Here is a 16,519-nt window from a genome sequence, read left to right as displayed (position 1 = left end):
TTGGTCTTACTTCCGGTCCAGTAATAGATTGCTGATTCGCAGCGTGCAAAGCCGCTCGCCGGATTCATTGGCGATGATCACCTGATGGCTGGTTAGCGTGCGGCCCAGTTGCAGCGGGGTGGCGGTGACCGTGATGATGCCTTCCCGCGCCGATTTGTGGTGCGTGGCTGAGACATCCACGCCTACGGCTGTTTTGCCCAGGGTGGAAGCATAGATCACCGCGGCCCAGGAGCCCACGGCTTCCCCGATGGCCAGTGAGGCGCCGCCGTGCAGCAGCCCGAAGGATTGCCGATTTCCCGCTACCGGCATCGTCGCTACCACCCGGTCAATGGACTCTTCGAGGATCTGCACACCCATCTTCTCGTCCAACTCGCCGAGGACGATCTTCCACTGTTCGTTCATGATCCAAGCCTATTAGGCTCAGGGTATGAGTTACGACGACGGCAGCGTCGGGGATGCGAATTATGGTCAGATCGGTCTGGGGTACTCAAACTACCGCAGGCCGGAACCGCTGATCGCCCAATACATCGAGACGGCTCTCGGTGACGCTCGAACGGTACTCAATGTCGGCGCCGGGGCCGGTTCTTATGAGCCGCGAGACCGGGAGGTGACCGCCGTCGAACCAAGCGCCACCATGCGAGCGCAGCGCCCGTCCGAACTTAGCCGGGCGATTGACGCCAGCTCGGAGAGCCTGCCATTTCCTGACGATTCCTTCGACGCTTCAATGGCCACCTTCACGGTGCATCAGTGGCAGGATCTGGAACAAGGGCTCAGCGAGATGCGCCGAGTGACCCGAGGGCCGGTAATTATCCTGAGCTGTGATCCGGCCTTATTGGACCGGTTCTGGCTGGTCGATTATGCGCCCGAAGTGATTGCCACCGAGGCCAGCCGCTACCCCGATCCGCAACGCATCGCGGACATCCTGGGCAAGGCAAAGGTCCAAACCGTGCCGATCCCGCTGCAGTGCAGTGATGGTTTTGGCGAGGCCTACTATGGCAGGCCGGAGATGTTGCTCGATCCGGGTGCTCGGCAGGCTAATTCCGCTTGGAGTTTCCTCGGTTCGCAGGAAGCGGCGGAGTCGGTAGCAAGCCTGGAAGCAGATTTGCTCAACGGAAGCTGGGATGAGCGCCACGGCGAGCTCAGGACCCAGCCCTTCTTCGAAGGCTCCCTCGTCCTCATTACCAGTACCCCCTAGCCTCCCGGCGACTCAAACTCGCTCCAAACTCAACCCAGTTATCCCATTCGGTGTTGCAGGTGTTGCCAATGTGGCGATTTTCCCTGTATTTCTGCCCCTCCAGTAACACCCAGTGGGACAACTGGGTAACGCTTGGCGGGGTGGGGTGGGTGGGTTAGACTTGGTGGATTACTGACCGATCGTTCAGTAATGTGCTGTGATGGAGGATGTCGACGATGACAAGCATTGATACCGAACTGCTGACGGTTCCCAGCTACGTCCAAGAAGCTTGGTGGACCCCGCAGAACACTCCGGCCGGGGCGCCGATTGTCCGCGATGCCAATACCGGCGAGCCGCTTGCCAAGGTGAGCTCCGAAGGTCTCGATCTGGCCGCCGTCGTCCGCTATGGCAGGGAAACCGGGCAGCGTAATCTGGCCGACTTCACCTTTCACCAGCGAGCCCTCAAACTCAAGGAACTCGCCCAGTTCCTGAACGGTCGGCGCGAGGAACTCTACGAAATCTCCGCCAAAACCGGCGCCACCAAGATCGACAATCTGGTCGATATCGATGGCGGCATCGGCGTGCTCTTCACCTTCGGCTCCAAGGGCCGCCGGGAACTGCCCAATTCCAATGTGATTATTGACGGCCCACTTGAGGTGCTCTCCCGGGATGGGTCCTTCGCGGGCGAGCATATTTATACTCGAATCCCGGGCGTCGCGGTGCAGATCAACGCCTTCAACTTCCCGGTCTGGGGCATGCTGGAAAAATTCGCTCCCGCCTTCCTGGCTGGGGTGCCCAGCATCGTCAAACCCGCCACCCCCACCGGCTACCTGGCCGAGGCGATGGTGCGGTTGATGATTGAGTCCGGGATTCTCCCTAAAGGCTCGATTCAGCTCATTTCCGGCTCCGCCCGGACCCTGCTCGATGAACTCGATTACCGTGATCTGGTGGCTTTTACCGGCTCCGCTTCCACCGCCAAGGCACTCAAGAGCCACCCGCAGGTGGTGTTTGGTGGGGTGCGATTCACCTCGGAAACCGACTCTCTTAACGCCGCGATTCTGGGCCCAGACGCAGCCGCCGGAACACCGGAATTCGAAGCCTTCGTTCGCTCCGTGGTCACCGAGATGACGGTCAAAGCCGGGCAGAAGTGCACCAGCATTCGGCGCACCATTGTGCCTGTCGCGCTTAAGGACGACGTCGTCGCCGCGATCTCCGCCAGGCTCACCGAGAAGGTGGTCCTGGGCGACCCCCGAGCGGAGGGGGTTACGATGGGTGCCCTAGCCTCGCTGGAGCAACTGGCCGATGTGCGCGCCGCCGTGCAGACCATGCTCAACGCCGGTGGCGAGCTGGCGTATGGCTCCCTGGATGCCCCTATGGTCACCAGAAGAGACGGTTCGGTCGGCTCGGCGGAGGACGGCGCATTTATGTCCCCGGTGCTGCTGAGCTGGAGCGATCCAGCTGCCCCGGAAGTGCACAATCTGGAAGCGTTTGGCCCGGTGACCTCGGTGATCGGCTATGACAGCCTGGATCAGGCCATTCAATTGGCCGCAATGGGTGCGGGTTCCCTGGTAGCTTCGGTATGCAGCAACGATCCGCTCGTGGTGCAGCAGTTGGTGACCGGAATCGCGGCTCATCACGGCCGGGTATTGGTGCTTAACCGGGAGGACGCTAGGAGTTCCACCGGGCACGGCGCCCCGGTGCCGCATCTGGTACACGGCGGCCCCGGTCGGGCCGGCGGAGGTGAGGAACTGGGCGGTATCCGCTCGGTCCACCACCATATGCAGCGGACCGCCCTGCAAGGCTCACCCAATATGCTCACCGCGGTGACGGGCGTCTGGCATCCGGGCGCGGACCGGCACTTCGATGGCACGCACCCCTTCCGTAAATCCCTGGCCGAGCTGCGGATTGGTGATGCTTTTGGTTCCGAGCTGCGCGAGGTCAGCCTGCAGGATGTCACGGACTTCGCGAACAGCACCGGCGATACCTTCTACGCACACACCAATGAAGAGGCCGCCGCAGCCAACCCCTTCTTTCCCGGCATCGTGGCGCACGGTTATTTGTTGCTCTCCTGGGCAGCCGGACTCTTCGTAGAGCCCGCTCCGGGGCCGGTGCTGGCGAACTACGGCTTGGAGAATTTGCGTTTTATTACTCCCTTGGCGGCGGGGGATTCCTTCCGGGTAACCCTCACAGCCAAGCAAATCACTCCGCGCGAAGATCAGGATTATGGCGAGGTTTGCTGGGATGCCATCCTGCATAATCAGCACGATGAGATTGTCGCCACCTACGATGTGTTGACCTTGGTGGCCAAGACCCAGGAGCCGGTGGATGGTGGAGCGGGAACATCGTCAATGCTTTCCTAAACAATTAGCCCAAGGAGGCGCATGCAACCGTTTTTACGAGCCTGGCAGCCCGAAGACGCGGAAGCCTTGATCGCGGCATTCTTAGCGTCGGATATGGCCAGCCAGGGCGGCCCCTTAGATGCCCTCGAAGCTGCCCGCTGGATTGAAACCCGGCGCTGGGGAGCCTCTAAGGTGATTCGCTCGCTCGCCGTGGACCTAGCCGGAGTGGCGGTGGGAGGAGTCACCCTGAGCGGTATCGAGACGGTGCACAACACCGCCTGGATGTCGTACTGGGCAGCGCCGGAGGCTAGAGGCCGGGGTCTGACCACTCGAGCCGTGGCAACCTTGGCTGACTGGGCGTTCGGTAACCTCGACGTCTTTCGGCTCGAGCTGGGGCACCGGCTCAACAACCCTGGTTCGGGAAAAGTTGCAACAGGGGCCGGATTCGTCCCTGAGGGTCTTGAGCGGCAAAAACTCCGGTACGACGATCAGCGTTTCGACGTCGTTACTTACTCAAGACTCAGGGCGGATCCGGCTCCTGAGGTAGACCTGCTTCCCTTGAAGCTAGTCGGCGGGGTCTAGATTCAGCCCGCCTGGGCCTGCGAAGGTGGCATGATCAGCACCGGGCAGCTGGTCTGGTAAACCAGCTTGTGCGCCAGCAGCGGAGAAGTCGGAGTGATCGCGCCGCGCGGGGCGTCCACCACCAATAGTTCCGCTCCCTCGGACTCGCTGAGCAGCACCTTGCCGGGTGAGCCCTTGACCAATCGGCACTCGACCTCCTCGGGCAAGGTCTCCGCCACCTGATCCCGCAGCGCCTGCTCCGCGTTAGCGAAGAGCTGAGCCGGGTCCACGCTGACGGCTGGGGGCCTGCCACCCGGTGCACTGGGTGCGCGAGGTGCGCTCCAGGCTTGCACCGCAATCAGCGGAATCTTGCGTAATTTTGATTCCCGGGCGGCCATCCGCAGCGCTCCGGGCGAGCCACTAGAGGCACTCACTCCCACCACGATAAACGTCATAGTTCGGATCCTTTCGCTGCTGCTGGTTCTTTGACTTTGGAGAGTGGGTCGGCCACCTCTTCGAGTGCCTTTCCTTCCGCGTCGATGCCGAAGAACAGGGCGATTAATCCGCCCAGTAACATCACGGCGGCACCCAGGTAGTAGCCTCCGGCCAGTGGATTGCGATCGGTACCGTCGCCTACCAGTGCGCCGAAGATGACCGGGCCAAGTGAGCCAACGATCTGCGCTACCGCAAAGAAGTAGGAAATGGCTTGTCCGCGCAGTTCCAGTGGGAAGATCTCACTGACCGTCAAATAAGCGGAGGAAGCTCCCGCCGAGGCGAAGAAGAAGGCGATACACCAGAGCACCACGTGCACGGTTGCGCTGATTGAGTCGGCTTGGAAGAGGGCTGCGGAAATGGCCAGTACGACGGCGGCCAGACCGTAAGTAGCGAAGATCATCTTCCGTCGACCAATGGTGTCGAAGAGCGGCCCCAACAAAAGCGGACCGATCAGGTTGCCAATCGCGAAGGGGAAGAAATAGAAAGCAATATCTCCCTTGGGAATGGCGTAGAAGTTTTCCAGCACCATGGCGTAGCTGAAGAAGATTGCGTTGTAGAGGAAGGACTGGGTGATCATCATGCTCAGTCCCAGGAAGGTGCGCTTCGGGTACTCCACGATAAAGACCCGAACCACCTTGCCGAACGGCACGCTCTTCATCGGTGCTATCAACATGGCCTGATCATCGGTGACCTTGCTGAGCTGCCGCCCGGAAGCCTTGATATCCTTTTCGATCTTGTCCACGGTGGTATTGGCTTCAAGCTCTTTACCGTGGGTGACCAACCAACGTGGACTCTCCGGGATGTGCCGTCGGAGATAGATAATGACTAACCCCAGGGCAGGGCCAATGAAGAAGCCGATCCGCCAACCCCAGCTATCGGCGAACTCCTGGTTACCGGTGGGCAGCAGGAAGAAGTTGGCGGCAGCGCCCAGAGCCGCACCGGCCCAGTAGGTGCCGTTGACCGCGATATCCACCCGGCCGCGATATTTCGAGGGGATCAGCTCGTCGATAGCCGAGTTAATCGCGGTGTATTCGCCGCCAATGCCCATGCCTGCTATGAACCGGAACACCCAAAGGAACCACATATCGGTGGAGAGTCCAGCGATTCCGCTAGCTACCAAGTAGATGGCCAGGGTGAGGATAAAGAGTCGTTTCCGGCCGAGCCGGTCGGCCAGGCGTCCGAAGAAGAGTGCACCAACTACCTGGCCGAGTAGATAGATGGTTCCGGTCAGGCCAACTTGAGCGTTGTCCATACCGAGTGAATGGGCGAAGCCATTCTGGGCGACGATCTGAACTTCTAGGCCGTCCAGGATCCAAGAAACCCCGAGGCCAACCACCACCGTCCAGTGGAATCTTGTCCAGGGTAATCGGTCCATCCTGGCAGCGATCACGCTTCGAATCGGCTGTGGTGCCTCTTCGCTAAGAGTATTCGACACGGCGCTCCTCCTTGAGTCTCATTGGGGGAGGCCTCCCTCGGCAGCCCCAACTTGCCGACGAGTCGAGCAGTCAATCGCCCGACTCATTGGGTAGCAACTTACCCCCGAGGAGCTGTCTTGACAAATGTCCAGGATCGAAATGTTTCAATCCGGGGTCATATTCAGGATGGTTTTTAGCTTTGCGCGTGCAGCCCGTTGAACACCATGGCGATGACCTGGTCGGCGAGTTCTTCGGCGCTCAGTGGCCCTTCTGGGCGGTACCACTCAACAATTGAATTGATCGTTCCGAAGAGCAAACGCTCGGCGATTCTGGCATCCACATCGGACCGCAGCGAACCCGCGGATTGGGCCGCCTCGACCAAGGAAGAGACCTCCCGGTCGAAGTCACGACGGCGACGCAGGGCTTCCCGTTCCATCTCGGTGTTTCCGCGTAGTCGGAGCAGCAGGGTGACATAGGGTAATTTGTCCACGAGTACGCCGATGGTGCCGCGTAAGACGTGTTCCAATCGACTATCGGCCGGCCCCTCCAGTGCAGCTGGCTCGGTCAGAAGTGCTTCGAGCCCACCAAGCGCCTGCTCGAGGGCCAGCTCCAGCAGTGCTTCCTTGCTGGCTACATGGTGATAAATCGCCGATTTGGAGACACCCAGTTTCTCGGCCAGGAGTCCCATCGAGGTCGCTTCGTAGCCGTGCAGGTTGAAGGCTTCAACGGCGATCTGTAGGACCGCGTCCTGATCGTATCCGGGTCTGCCCCGACGGGCCGGGCTGCTCATCGCGCGGTACGCAAGTCATAGACGCGGCGTAACTTACCGTTGGATCGCTCAAGGCTCCCTGGCTCAACAACGGCAATGACCGCCGTCGAGCCGATCTGTACCTTGATCTCTTTCCGAAGCTGCAGTGCAGCCGCCTCCCGTTCCACACTGCTCGACTCCGGGCGAGGTTCGATCTTAATGGTGAGCTCGTCCATCCGCTGGCCGGCGGGCCTGCTGATCTCGAGTTGGAAGTGTGGGCTGAGCGCGGGAATCCGCAGTGCGATCTCCTCGATTTGAGAGGGGAAGAGATTGACGCCGCGCAGAATGATCATGTCGTCACTGCGACCGCTGATCCGGCTCATTCTCCGCATTCCTGGGCGTTCGGTGCCGGGAAGCAAACTGCTCAGATCCTTGGTCCGGTAGCGGATAATCGGCAGCGCTTCCTTGGTCAGCGTGGTGAACACCAGCTCTCCGGATTCGCCGTCGGGCAGCACGGTTGAATGGTCGAAGGGATCGATGATTTCGGGTCGGAAATGATCCTCCCAAAGGTGGCTGCCGTCCTTGCTTTGCACGAATTCTCCGGCGACACCGGGGCCCATCACCTCGGAAAGCCCGTAGATATCACAGGCGTCCAGACCCATTCCGGCTTCCAGCTCCTGACGCATCTCCTCGGTCCAAGGTTCGGCACCGCAGATAGCGTATTTGAGCGAGGTGCTCCGCGGATCAATGCCACGGTGGGTGAAGGCGTCCATGATGGTGAGCAGATAGGTCGGGGTGCACATGATGACATCGGGTTCGAAGTCCAGGATGAGCTGAAGCTGCTTTTCGGTCTGGCCGCCGGACATCGGGATCACCGTGGTGCCCAGAGCCTCTGCACCGTAGTGGGCGCCCAGACCTCCAGTGAACAGCCCGTAGCCGTAGGCGATGTGTACCTTATGCTCGGGACGTGCTCCGGAAGCCCGCATCGAGCGGGCTACCAGGTCCGCCCAGTTACGCAGGTCGTTCGAGGTGTAGCCCACTACGGTGGGCTTACCGGTTGTTCCGGAAGAGGCATGAATTCGGGCCACTTCCTGTTGGGGGACCGCGAACATGCCGAAGGGGTATTCATTGCGCAGATCATCCTTCGTGGTGAAGGGGAAGTGCTGTAGATCCGCCAATGTACGCAGGTCCTCGGGGCGCACCCCGGCCGCATCGAATTTCCGCTGGTACAGCGGTACGCGCTGATAGGCGTAGGAGAGAGTGTGCTGGAGTCGGCGTAGCTGCAATGCTTCGATGCGCTCGCGGTCGAAGAACTCGGTCTCGGAATTCTTCGGCTCGGGGTTTTGTGACTCGGTCATCGTGTTTCCTTTCCGGAACGGGCTGGGACCGTGCGTGAGCGGCCCCGGAATTCGGCAATGAGCTGTTCCGCGCCGTCTTCTTGTTGGGCAAAAACTTGAACATCATAGAGGCCGCTACGTCCGGTGGCAGCTCGGCGGCTGGCAATCGCCCGTAGCTTTTGACCCGCATAGGAAGGGGCCAGAAAGTTCACATCCACCCCGGAGGCGACGGTCTGCGTGGACCCGTCGGCATCAAGCGGATTGCAGGCGAAGGCAAAGGCAGAATCGGCGAAGGCAAAGATCATCCCGCCGTGGCTCACGCCAAAGCCGTTCATCATTTCCGGACGCAGGGTCATTGACAGTGCGGCATGGCCATCGGCCAGTTCGTCAATGGTGATGCCTAGCCAGGATGAGGCTGCGTCGTGGGCGAGCATGGGATGTGTCACTGGAGCCTCCAAGAATTACTTACCGAATGTTCATTAGGTAATCGCGAATCCGGGTTGAGGTCAAGAGCATCTCACTAACCGGAAACTATGAGTCGGCTGACAGCGATTCCCGGCTGCCACCGTCGACGAGGTAACTTGGCACTTGAATCCGGTAGGCTTCACTCAGATCCGTGTCAAATGCGATCGCAATCATTTATGAGCTGGACCCAGGGGTGGGTGGTCGGAAGAAGGTAGCAGATGGGACGCAGGTCGGCTGGTCGTGCTACGCCTCGGCACCTCAAGTCGATTGACGGGGTGCCTGCGTCCAGGTCAATCTTTAGCTTCCTGGTGCTCAACGCTTTCTTCCCCGGCATCGTTCATTTCCTCCGCGGTAAACACCCGGTGCGCTGGGCTTTTCTAGCGGTACCGGCCGCGATGTGGGCGGGTGCGACTTACGTTGGCCTTTCCGCAGCGACCGATCGGCGTTGGCTGATCACCCTGCTCACCCATCCGGTGAACTCGATGATCTTGATTGTCTGCCTGCTGGTTATCTCCTTGTGGTATCTGGTGACCTATCTCGATCTGTTACGGCTGATTCGATTCCCGCTTTTGAGCCGCGGCATGAAAATCGGCGTGATCGCGGTGCTGGTGCCGCTTTTGGTTCTCACCAGTGGCAGCACGGCCTATGCGGCTTATCTCATCAATATCGGTCGGAGCGCGCTGGGAGATATCTTCACCGGTCCAGCCACCGCAGATGGCCGGACTCCGGTGAAGCCGCTCTTGAATCCCGTTGATGGCCGCTACAACATCCTGATGATGGGCGGAGACGCGGGGGCAGACCGCGAGGGCCGTCGCCCGGACAGCATCATGGCGATCAGTATCGACGCCACCAGTGGGGCAATCACCACGATCAGTATTCCGCGCAATCTGCAGAACGCACCCTTCCCGGCGGATTCGCCCATGAAGGCGGCGCTGACGAATGGCGATGGCACGGATGGCACCGATGGCGCTTTCAATTGCGGTGATCAGTGCATCATCGGGAACCTGTACGCCAAGGTCAACGAGAAGTACAAGGATCTCTATCCGAACGCCGGGGATCCTGGGGCGCAAGCGATGCTGGAGACCTCCTCGGAGATCCTGGGCATCAAAATGCAGGCCTACGTGATTGTGGATATGGATAACTTTGCGCATCTGATCGATCTGATGGGTGGAGTGACAATCAATGCGGGAGGGTGGGTTCCGATCAGCGGGGCCGCGCTCGATAACGTCGGTGGCGTACACCTGCCGCCGGAAGGCTGGATTGCCCCTGGCAAGCAGAAACTGAACGGCTATCAGGCGCTTTGGTACTCTCGGTCGCGTCAGTGGGTGCTGGACTATTCGCGGAACCTACGCCAGCAGTGCATCGTGCAAGCGATGGTGAAACAGATGGACCCCCTGACCATGTTCACCAAGTTCAGTGAGATCGCGAAGGCCGGGACCCAGATCATCGAATCGGATATTTCCACCGCCCAGATCGGCAGCTTCATAGACCTGGCGCTGAAGTCTCAGTCTCAACCGGTGAAGCGGCTGACCATCGGGCCGCCGGATCTGGTGTCCAATGTGCCGGGCCAGACCGACTTCCCCACCTACCCGGATTTCGCGCTCAGTAAGCAAAAGGTGGCGCAGTTGTTGGGCAAAACCGCTTCGGCCACGAAAAAGCCGAGTGCCAGCAGCACGGGAGCCAGCAGCAGTGCGGCCAGCAGCTCAGCCACTACGCAGAGTACGACGGCGAAGCCTTCAACACCGGTCAGCACACCTAAGCCAACTACCTCTTCGGCACCAGCGATCACCAAGGAGTACCTGCAACAGCTAGCCGTCGCGGAGTACAACGGGGACGCCGCCGCCGGAGCCACCCTGACCTCGCTGCTGGCCAATAACGGGAACTGTACCCCGGGCTAAGGCAAGCCAGCCGCCGTCGAGGTTTTGCTCACAATCCTGCTCGCTGAAGAGGCATCTTTGGCAAGATAGGGAAGGTGACTCAGGGAATCTATGTCAGTGCGGCCATGCCAGGCTCCGGTAAATCGCTTATCACCCTAGGCCTGGCTGATGCCTTGCATCGACGTGCAGACCGAATCGGCTTCTTCAGGCCCATTGCGGAGGACGCCGAGAACGATCCGATGGTCGCCATGGTGGCTCGTCGCTTCGACCTGAGCCCGAAGGTTTGCCGTGCAGGTCTCAGCGCGCAGCAGGCTCGTGGTCTGCTAGCGGCCGGTCAGCGCGAGGAGATCGACGCCCAGTGCGTGGGAATCTACAGCGAGATTGCCCGCGAGGTAGACGTGGTGATCGTGGAAGGCACCGATCTGACCGGGCAGGATGCTGCTGTCGAATTCGACCTAAACGCGCGGCTGGCCAATGATCTAGGCTGTTCGGTGCTGGCAGTGGTGAGCGCCAAGGGACGCACGACGGCGGAGGTAGCGGACGCGGTTGACGTCACCAGGAAGGAACTCGCCGCCGCAAAATGCTCGCTGTTGGCCATGATGGTCAACCGGGCCGCTCCCGGAGACCTCACCGGAATTACCTCGACCCTGCGCCCCGGAGCTTCTGGCAAAGCCGTTTACGTGCTGCCGGAAATTGACGAGATAGCTCAGCCCACCGTTGGCGAGGTTGCCACCGCCCTGGGCTTGCGGCAGATTGCCGGTAGCCCCGAGCAGGAGCGCGATGTTGAATCGATCAAGGTTGCCGCGATGAGCGTTGGCAACTTTCTCCGGGTGCTTGATCCGGGAGCTCTGGTGATTGTGCCGGGGGATCGGGCGGATATCATCATCGCCACTCTGGCATCGACCTTCTCACCGGAATTTCCGGTTCCTTCGGGCATGATTCTGACCGGCGGCTTGGCTCCGGATGCGCATATTTATCCGCTGCTGGCAGGGGCACCCTTCCCGGTTTTTGACAGTCCCGAAGACACCTATGGAACGGCAAAGAAGGTTAGCGAGGTGCGCAGCGAGATCTGGTCCTCGCCGCGTCGCAAGGCTGCCGCCGCCCTGGGCGCCTGGTCTAACCGGGTGGATGAAGCCGAACTACTGGAACGCCTGGATCTGCCACGGCCGGTGCGGATGACGCCCTTGCGGTTCCTGCACGAGTTGATTGAGCGAGCCCGCGGTGAGCGGCGGCATATTGTGCTGCCTGAAGGTCAGGACCCGAGGATCTTGCGCGCCGCGGAGATTCTGCACCGCCGTGATGTCTGCGACCTGACCATTCTTGGTCCCGAGGCGCAAGTGCGGGAGCTTGCGGCTAGCCACGGCGTCGACCTGCGTGGCATCACCCTGATCGACCCGGCCAATAGCGAGTTATTGGAAGGCTTTGCCGAGGAGTACGCCAGGCTCCGTGCGCATAAGGGCATGGATGTGGTCCGAGCCCGGGAAATCATGCTGGAAGCATCCTATTTTGGCACCATGATGGTGCAGCTCGGTGTGGTTGACGGGATGGTTTCCGGTGCGGCGCATACTACTGCGAACACCATCCGGCCTGCCCTGGAATTTGTCAAAACCGCCGAAGGCGTCAAGATTGTTTCCTCGGTGTTCCTGATGCTGCTGCCGGATCGTGTTCTGGTCTACGGCGACTGCGCGGTGAACCCCGAACCCAATGAGGAGCAATTGGCGGATATCGCCATTGCCTCCGCGCAAACGGCCGTGCAGTTCGGCGTGGAACCGAGGGTGGCGATGCTCTCATACTCCACCGGTGAATCCGGTTCCGGTGGGGCGGTGGACGAGGTGCGTCGGGCAACCGAACTGGTCAAGGCTCGCAAACCCGAGCTCGCGGTGGAAGGACCGATTCAGTACGACGCCGCCGTCGATGCTTCAATCGCCGCCTCCAAACTACCCGCTTCCGAGGTGGCTGGGCAGGCAACCGTCTTTATCTTCCCGGATCTGAACACCGGGAACAATACCTACAAAGCCGTGCAGCAATCCTCGGGGGCGGTCGCCGTCGGACCCGTTCTGCAGGGCCTGCGAAAGCCGATTAACGATCTCTCCCGGGGCTGCACCGTGGAGGACATCGTGAACACGGTGGCGATCACGGCCATTCAGGCCCAAGGTATTCAAGCCCAGGACACACAGGCCCAGGGGGAGCAGTAATGCGCGTTTTGGTGATTAATTCCGGTTCCTCCTCGCTGAAATATCAAGTGCGAGACACCGAAGCCGGAACGGTGCTACTGGAGGGGCTGATCGAAAAGATCGGCGCGGGAGAGGTAGCCGATCATGCGGCGGCCCTTGAACTATTGGCTGCGGAGCTGAGCGGGATCGACATCGATGCGGTGGGGCACCGAGTGGTGCACGGCGGGGAGCGATTTGGTGAGCCGGTACTCATCGATCCCGAAATCACCCGTGCCATTGAACGACTCAACCCGCTCGCGCCCCTGCATAATCCGGCCAATGTGCTGGGCATTAGAGCAATCGCTGCTAAATGGCCCCGGCTCCCGCAAGTCGCGGTTTTCGACACCGCTTTCCACCGGACCCTGCCCGAGCACGCCTGGCGTTATGCCGTTCCGGAGGAACTTTATAGTCAGCACGGGATCCGCCGCTACGGCTTCCACGGCACCAGCCACGAATACGTTGCCCGCCAGGCCTCGGACTTCCTCGGAATACCCTTGGAGCAGTTCGACGGCGTGCTGGCGCACCTTGGTAACGGTGCCTCGATCACCGCGATTCAGGCCGGTAAGAGCATCGACACCTCGATGGGCTTCACTCCCCTGGAGGGGCTGGTGATGGGTACCCGAAGCGGTGATCTGGACCCCTCAATCCTGGTGTTCCTGGCCAGGCAGGGTTATTCCGCGGATCGTATCGATGCGCTGCTCAACCGAGAGTCCGGGTTGCTTGCCCTGGCCGGGAACAACGATATGCGCACCGTGGTGGAGGCAGCCGAAGCCGGAGACGAGCGAGCCGCAATGGCGCTCGCGGTGACCAGCTACCGGCTGGCCAAGTACATCGGCGGCTACCATGTGGCGGTGGGTGGCGCTAAGGCGCTCGTGTTCACCGCGGGAATCGGAGAGAACTCTTGGCAGTTCCGGGCGCTGGTGACCGCACGCCTCGGTGCCCTTGGCGTCCGGCTCGATGAGCCAGCGAACCGGGAACGTTCGAAGCAGTCGCGCGTTATCAGCACTGCAGATTCGGCTGTTCCGGTACTCGTCATTCCCACGGATGAAGAACGTGCCATCGCCGAGGCAACCGCAGCCCTGGTGAAGCGTTTGGGGCCGGAGAGCTAAGGATTTTCGGCAGGATTCGCGGTACGGTGTGAGGGTGTCATCGATGCCGGAAATCCCTTATCCCCTGAGTACCGAACGCCTGGTGCTGCGGCGTTTTAGCCCGGAGGATCTACAGGCTTATTACGCCTATCAGTCACTACCGGAAACCGCACGGTTCCTCTTCAACGAGGCACGTAGCCTGGCCGAGTGCATGGAACGGGTGGGACGGTTTAGCCGTGCCGAGTTCAGCAAACAGGGAGATTGGGCCAGCTTCGTGGTGGAGCGTGCCGATCAGCCCGGCCTGATTGGCGAAATAGCGCTCAAATGGGAAGAGGGTGGCGACGCTCAGCACGGTTTTGTCGGCGAGATTGGCTGGACCTTGGCCCCGGAGGGCCAAGGTCATGGTTACGCCACCGAGGCAGCGCGCGCCGTGCTCGCCCTCGCCTTTAACACCCTAGGGTTCCGCCGAATCCAAGCCCGATTGGATGCCGCTAACGATGGCTCCCGCAAGATCTGCGAGCGACTCGGCATGAGTCGAGAAGCCACCTTACGAGACAACTGGTACCTCAAAGGTGAATGGTCCTCCGAGGCGGTCTACTCGATTTTGCTCAGCGAATGGCAGCAACCTAACTGACCGAAACCACCGAGTCGACGGGTTCTACCGCCCCGAGCGCATCGGCCAGGAAAGCATAATCCCAGGCTCTGGTCTTCCAGCCTTCGTACCGGCCGGAAGCACCTCCGTGCCCGCCGTCCATTTCGATCTTGAGCACGATTGGCTCCGAACCGGTGGTTGTTTCGCGCAGAACCTGTACCCATTTCGCGGGCTCCACATAGAGCACCCGGGTGTCGTTGAGGCTTGTCACGGCCGCGATCTTCGGGTAGTTCACCGCCCGCACATTTTCATAGGGGGTGTAATCCTTCATGTACTGGTACACCTCGGGATCCGTGATGGGATTTCCCCACTCCTCCCATTCCAGGGCGGAAAGCGGCAGATCCGGGTCAAGAATGGTGGTCAGGGCGTCAACAAAGGGAACTTGGGCGACGACGGCCGCGTACTTTTCCGGAGCCAGGTTCAGGATCGCTCCCATTAACAGGCCGCCAGCGGATCCGCCCAGGGCAGCAATTCTCGCCGGATCGGCCCAGCCCGAAGCGGCGAGCCAATCGGTGGCCGCAACGAAATCGGTGAAGGTGTTTTTCTTCGTCAACTTCTTGCCGTCCTCGTACCAGCCACGGCCGAGTTCACCGCCGCCGCGAATATGTGCAATAACAAAGACGATGCCGCGATCCAGCAGGGACAACCTAGGGATGGCGAAGCCGGGGTCCATGCTGACCTCATAGCTGCCGTAACCGTAAATCACCGCCGGATTGCCGCCGTCGCGCGGGGTGTCCGCCCGTCGGATCACCGAAAGCGGTACCTTCACCCCGTCCGCGGCCACTGCCCACTCTCGTTCCGCGACGTAATCGGCCGGGTCGTAGCCACCCAGTACGGGGCTCTCCTTGCGAAGCAGGAGCTCGCCGGTGGCCAGCACGTAGTCGTAGACCCGGGGAGGGGTAACGAAGGAGGTGTAGTTGAGCCTGATCTGTGGCGCGTTGAACTCGGCGAGCGAGAGTTCCACGGTGCACAGTGCCTCATCGAAACCGGGTTCCAGCGGTGTGCCCTCCAACCGATCCAAGGGCAGCAGCAGCACCTTCTCCGTGGTGTCCTGGCGGACCGAGATGAAGGCATGACTGGCGTTGGAGGCGGTGCCATTGACCCGAACGGTATCGCTGTGCGCCAACACGGTGGTCCATTGCTGCTCGTTCAGCGGTTTAGTGAGTTCGCTCAGCGGCACCAGAGAGACCATGGAGTTACGGGCTTTTCGGTTGTGAGTCACCAGCAACTGTTGTTGCCCACCCACGGTGACCGGATCCACGTCGTACAACACTCCTTCGTCTCGGGAGATCACCTGTCGCAGCCCGGCCTCCCGGTCGGCAAAGTCTAGGATCCAGCTTTCGCTGTACTCCGAGCAACCGACGCTGATCAGAAGTAAGTTGCGGTCGGCGGAGAGTTCAAAGCCGGTCCACATCCCCAGGTCGTCCTCCTGGTAGATCACGGTGTCTTCGGCGGAATCGGTGCCGAGCCGATGCGACTTCACCTGGTAAGGGCGCCAAGAGTCGTCCACCACGGTGTAAAAGATCTCCTGGCCGTCGGGGGAGAAGGCTAGGCCGTAGAAAATCCCGGCGATCTCATCCGCAAGCAGTGTGCCCGTTTCCAGGTCCTTGATCCGCAGGGTGAATCTTTCATCCCCTGCGTGGTCTACCGCATAGGCCAAAAGCCTGTGGTTACGAGTCAGGGCTTGGCCGCCCAGGGAGAAAAAGGGCTTCCCTTCGGCCTCGGCGTTGCCGTCGAGGATCACCTGTTCACCCGGAATCGGCTCGCCCGGGACGATGGCTGGCGGGGTCCAGTCAGCCACCTGATCACCGGTATCGATTGCGGGGACGCGGCAGTGGATAGCATACTGCTTGCCCTCTTCCATCCGCAGGTAGTACCACCACTGATCACGGCGATAGGGAACCGAGAGATCGGTCTCCTGGGTGCGGTTCTTGATTTCCTCGAAGATCGCTTGACGAAGCTGCTCCTGATGCCCGGTGACCGAATCGGTGAAGGCTTGCTCAGCCTCCAGATGAGCCAGTACCTCCGGGTTTTCCTTCTCCCGCAGCCATTCGTAGCTGTCCGTGAAGGTATCGCCGTGGTGGGTTCGGGTGGTCGGGATCTTCTTCGCAACCGGAGCATTAGTCATGGAAATACTCTATTGACCCCTACGACG

The 16,519-nt window shown here is 60.7% G+C and carries 14 protein-coding genes; 7 read left to right on the top strand and 7 right to left on the bottom strand.

Going from position 1 to position 16,519, the window contains the following annotated elements; all coding sequences use genetic code 11:
• Positions 1–6: 6 nt before the first annotated feature.
• Complete coding sequence (locus FHU41_RS08675; RefSeq protein WP_179389295.1) at positions 7–402, bottom strand: hotdog fold thioesterase; 396 nt, start codon at positions 400–402, stop codon at positions 7–9.
• Between the two features lie 25 nt (positions 403–427).
• On the opposite strand from FHU41_RS08675, the gene FHU41_RS08670 reads away from it, so the two are divergent.
• The 3 genes from FHU41_RS08670 to FHU41_RS08660 all read left to right on the top strand — a co-directional run bounded on the left by FHU41_RS08670 (position 428) and on the right by FHU41_RS08660 (position 4,095).
• The gene (locus FHU41_RS08670; RefSeq protein WP_179389294.1) at positions 428–1,195 is read left to right on the top strand and encodes a class I SAM-dependent methyltransferase; all 768 of its coding nucleotides are present in this window, start codon (positions 428–430) and stop codon (positions 1,193–1,195) included.
• Between the two features lie 215 nt (positions 1,196–1,410).
• Positions 1,411–3,534 carry a phenylacetic acid degradation bifunctional protein PaaZ gene (paaZ, locus tag FHU41_RS08665; RefSeq protein WP_425503287.1) on the top strand — a complete coding sequence of 708 codons (2,124 nt, stop codon included), beginning with the start codon at positions 1,411–1,413 and terminating at the stop codon, positions 3,532–3,534.
• A 21-nt stretch (positions 3,535–3,555) separates the two neighbouring features.
• The gene (locus FHU41_RS08660; protein WP_179389292.1) at positions 3,556–4,095 is read left to right on the top strand and encodes a GNAT family N-acetyltransferase; all 540 of its coding nucleotides are present in this window, start codon (positions 3,556–3,558) and stop codon (positions 4,093–4,095) included.
• 2 nt (positions 4,096–4,097) lie between these two features.
• Here FHU41_RS08660 and FHU41_RS08655 read toward each other — a convergent pair whose 3' ends face one another.
• From FHU41_RS08655 to FHU41_RS08635, 5 genes are all read right to left on the bottom strand, one after another.
• A complete protein-coding gene (locus FHU41_RS08655; protein ID WP_179389291.1) occupies positions 4,098–4,529 on the bottom strand; it encodes a universal stress protein in 432 nt (143 codons plus the stop codon).
• The gene (locus FHU41_RS08650) at positions 4,526–6,004 is read right to left on the bottom strand and encodes an MFS transporter (protein ID WP_179389290.1); all 1,479 of its coding nucleotides are present in this window, start codon (positions 6,002–6,004) and stop codon (positions 4,526–4,528) included. Before FHU41_RS08650 ends, FHU41_RS08655 begins: the two co-directional genes overlap by 4 nt.
• 173 nt (positions 6,005–6,177) lie before the next feature.
• Complete coding sequence (locus FHU41_RS08645; protein ID WP_179389289.1) at positions 6,178–6,774, bottom strand: TetR/AcrR family transcriptional regulator; 597 nt, start codon at positions 6,772–6,774, stop codon at positions 6,178–6,180.
• Positions 6,771–8,090 carry a phenylacetate--CoA ligase PaaK gene (gene paaK / locus FHU41_RS08640; RefSeq protein WP_179389288.1) on the bottom strand — a complete coding sequence of 440 codons (1,320 nt, stop codon included), beginning with the start codon at positions 8,088–8,090 and terminating at the stop codon, positions 6,771–6,773. The genes FHU41_RS08645 and paaK overlap by 4 nt, the downstream gene beginning before the upstream one ends.
• Positions 8,087–8,503, bottom strand: a complete 417-nt coding sequence (locus tag FHU41_RS08635; protein WP_179390375.1) for a hotdog fold thioesterase — start codon at positions 8,501–8,503, stop codon at positions 8,087–8,089. The genes paaK and FHU41_RS08635 overlap by 4 nt, the downstream gene beginning before the upstream one ends.
• A gap of 249 nt (positions 8,504–8,752) precedes the next feature.
• On the opposite strand from FHU41_RS08635, the gene FHU41_RS08630 reads away from it, so the two are divergent.
• The 4 genes from FHU41_RS08630 to FHU41_RS08615 all read left to right on the top strand — a co-directional run bounded on the left by FHU41_RS08630 (position 8,753) and on the right by FHU41_RS08615 (position 14,346).
• Positions 8,753–10,432, top strand: coding sequence for an LCP family protein (locus tag FHU41_RS08630; RefSeq protein ID WP_179389287.1), 1,680 nt, complete (start codon positions 8,753–8,755; stop codon positions 10,430–10,432).
• 74 nt (positions 10,433–10,506) lie between these two features.
• Positions 10,507–12,606: a phosphate acetyltransferase gene (pta, locus tag FHU41_RS08625; RefSeq protein ID WP_179389286.1), complete on the top strand. Its 2,100-nt coding sequence runs from the start codon at positions 10,507–10,509 to the stop codon at positions 12,604–12,606.
• Complete coding sequence (locus FHU41_RS08620; protein ID WP_179389285.1) at positions 12,606–13,733, top strand: acetate/propionate family kinase; 1,128 nt, start codon at positions 12,606–12,608, stop codon at positions 13,731–13,733. Before pta ends, FHU41_RS08620 begins: the two co-directional genes overlap by 1 nt.
• Positions 13,734–13,776: 43 nt before the next feature.
• The gene (locus tag FHU41_RS08615) at positions 13,777–14,346 is read left to right on the top strand and encodes a GNAT family N-acetyltransferase (protein WP_179389284.1); all 570 of its coding nucleotides are present in this window, start codon (positions 13,777–13,779) and stop codon (positions 14,344–14,346) included.
• Here the strand turns inward: FHU41_RS08615 and FHU41_RS08610 are convergent.
• Positions 14,339–16,492: a S9 family peptidase gene (locus tag FHU41_RS08610; protein WP_179389283.1), complete on the bottom strand. Its 2,154-nt coding sequence runs from the start codon at positions 16,490–16,492 to the stop codon at positions 14,339–14,341. The genes FHU41_RS08615 and FHU41_RS08610 overlap by 8 nt on opposite strands.
• Between the last annotated feature and the right edge of the window lie 27 nt (positions 16,493–16,519).

The sequence above is a fragment of the Psychromicrobium silvestre genome, from assembly GCF_013408295.1.
GTDB classification, from domain to species: Bacteria; Actinomycetota; Actinomycetes; order Actinomycetales; family Micrococcaceae; genus Renibacterium; species Renibacterium silvestre.
This window is presented reverse-complemented; position numbering and strand designations above follow the sequence as displayed.

Excerpts from the sequence above, each read along its gene's own strand:
- FHU41_RS08635 (WP_179390375.1), bottom strand. The coding sequence starts at position 8,503 with ATGCTCGCCCACGACGCAGCCTCATCCTGGCTAGGCATCACCATTGAC.
- FHU41_RS08655 (WP_179389291.1), bottom strand. The coding sequence starts at position 4,529 with ATGACGTTTATCGTGGTGGGAGTGAGTGCCTCTAGTGGCTCGCCCGGA.
- paaK (WP_179389288.1), bottom strand. The coding sequence starts at position 8,090 with ATGACCGAGTCACAAAACCCCGAGCCGAAGAATTCCGAGACCGAGTTC.
- paaZ (WP_425503287.1), top strand. The coding sequence starts at position 1,411 with ATGACAAGCATTGATACCGAACTGCTGACGGTTCCCAGCTACGTCCAA.
- FHU41_RS08610 (WP_179389283.1), bottom strand. The coding sequence starts at position 16,492 with ATGACTAATGCTCCGGTTGCGAAGAAGATCCCGACCACCCGAACCCAC.
- FHU41_RS08630 (WP_179389287.1), top strand. The coding sequence starts at position 8,753 with ATGGGACGCAGGTCGGCTGGTCGTGCTACGCCTCGGCACCTCAAGTCG.
- FHU41_RS08645 (WP_179389289.1), bottom strand. The coding sequence starts at position 6,774 with ATGAGCAGCCCGGCCCGTCGGGGCAGACCCGGATACGATCAGGACGCG.
- FHU41_RS08620 (WP_179389285.1), top strand. The coding sequence starts at position 12,606 with ATGCGCGTTTTGGTGATTAATTCCGGTTCCTCCTCGCTGAAATATCAA.
- FHU41_RS08660 (WP_179389292.1), top strand. The coding sequence starts at position 3,556 with ATGCAACCGTTTTTACGAGCCTGGCAGCCCGAAGACGCGGAAGCCTTG.
- FHU41_RS08615 (WP_179389284.1), top strand. The coding sequence starts at position 13,777 with ATGCCGGAAATCCCTTATCCCCTGAGTACCGAACGCCTGGTGCTGCGG.
- FHU41_RS08670 (WP_179389294.1), top strand. The coding sequence starts at position 428 with ATGAGTTACGACGACGGCAGCGTCGGGGATGCGAATTATGGTCAGATC.
- FHU41_RS08675 (WP_179389295.1), bottom strand. The coding sequence starts at position 402 with ATGAACGAACAGTGGAAGATCGTCCTCGGCGAGTTGGACGAGAAGATG.